The organism is Pseudomonas sp. P5_A12 (genome assembly GCF_056400685.1).
This window is the reverse complement of sequence record NZ_JBFUKU010000592.1, coordinates 1-1,094: the sequence shown is the minus strand read 5'-3', so window position 1 is coordinate 1,094 and position 1,094 is coordinate 1. Positions and strand designations below refer to the sequence as shown.

Sequence of the window (1,094 nt, the reverse complement as noted above, 5' to 3'; positions counted from 1 at the left end):
GTCAGTGATGGAGCGAGAGCTGCCTCGATCAAGCGTGCGTTAGGTACAGCTCGGGCCACGTCTTCTATGGCGCCCTCAATTGCGTCATGAGCAGAAGGTGCTTCACGGACAAACTCCAACGCCAGTCGACCTGGTTGCCCGACTCCGACCAGCGCATCATCACAGCCTTCTTCCGCCAAGCGATCCATAATCGCATCCATATCGATGTCGTCAGACGGCAATTGGTATGCCAGGGTGAAAGTACATTCCATCTCTAATCCTTCGTCTCAGCAGGTTCTTGATTGGTGTTTATTTTGTCGGGATGTGACAAGCAGTAGCTCATAAGGTTGGGGCTGGTTGATCGATGACAGCACCATACTACCGTCTCCAGTCAGAGCCCTCTAAGTCATTGAAGCTGGCTCAGCCGGGCCCGTCGGCCCGAAGCAGCGACTTTAAGAAAAATGCATCCACACACCACCTACTGCTGAGTCGGCTCCCCGCAAAGGCGAGCGGATAGCACTGTCATAAATTGTCTCAGCTCAAACCTGCCTCGTTCTTGAAATCATCTAGTTTTGTCGGTACTTGTAGACACCAATGTCATGCACGGAAAGCAACCATGCACGAAAGATTCAGAGTGATTGAAACCACCACGCTGGACGATGGTAGCAAGCGATACAGGGTCGTTGATCTTGTAGAAGGCGGCTCTGCTAGCAAGCATGGTGTGTTCAAGGCCAGGGTCGAAGCAGAGGGTGTTTGTTCGCTCCTGAATGCCGAGTATCCGCGTCAAAGTGGAGTAGCTCGCACGTCACTAAGCATTTGATCCACTCAGCTCGAAACGCCATGCGCTTGATGCCTTTTTGAGCGTGAAAAATGCGCTATAGCTCAGTTATGGACTCTCGATCCGAAAACGTTTTGAAGGCGCTCTAGGTTCAGTCGCTGACACTCAGCGTCGGCGTCTTCCCGAGCCTGGTAGGTAGTCTTCAGTCGAAGCATCTCTTCGTTGTCATAGATGTTGAATCCTATGGGCGCAGTCTTGCAGTAGAAGCGCGCTCCGCTGCGCAGTGACTCTGTTTCTGTTGGTATGGCAGGGGCAACAACAAATCTCGACATCATTT

1 protein-coding gene and 1 pseudogene are annotated in these 1,094 nt (G+C 52.1%); both read right to left on the bottom strand.

Going from position 1 to position 1,094, the window contains the following annotated elements; genetic code table 11:
* Positions 1-251, bottom strand: a pseudogene (locus AC1DSG_RS31335) (DNA-binding protein); the annotation flags it as partial.
* 610 nt (positions 252-861) lie between these two features.
* On the bottom strand, positions 862-1,094 hold a 233-nt coding region (locus tag AC1DSG_RS31330; protein WP_477794318.1), incomplete at its 5' end, for a hypothetical protein.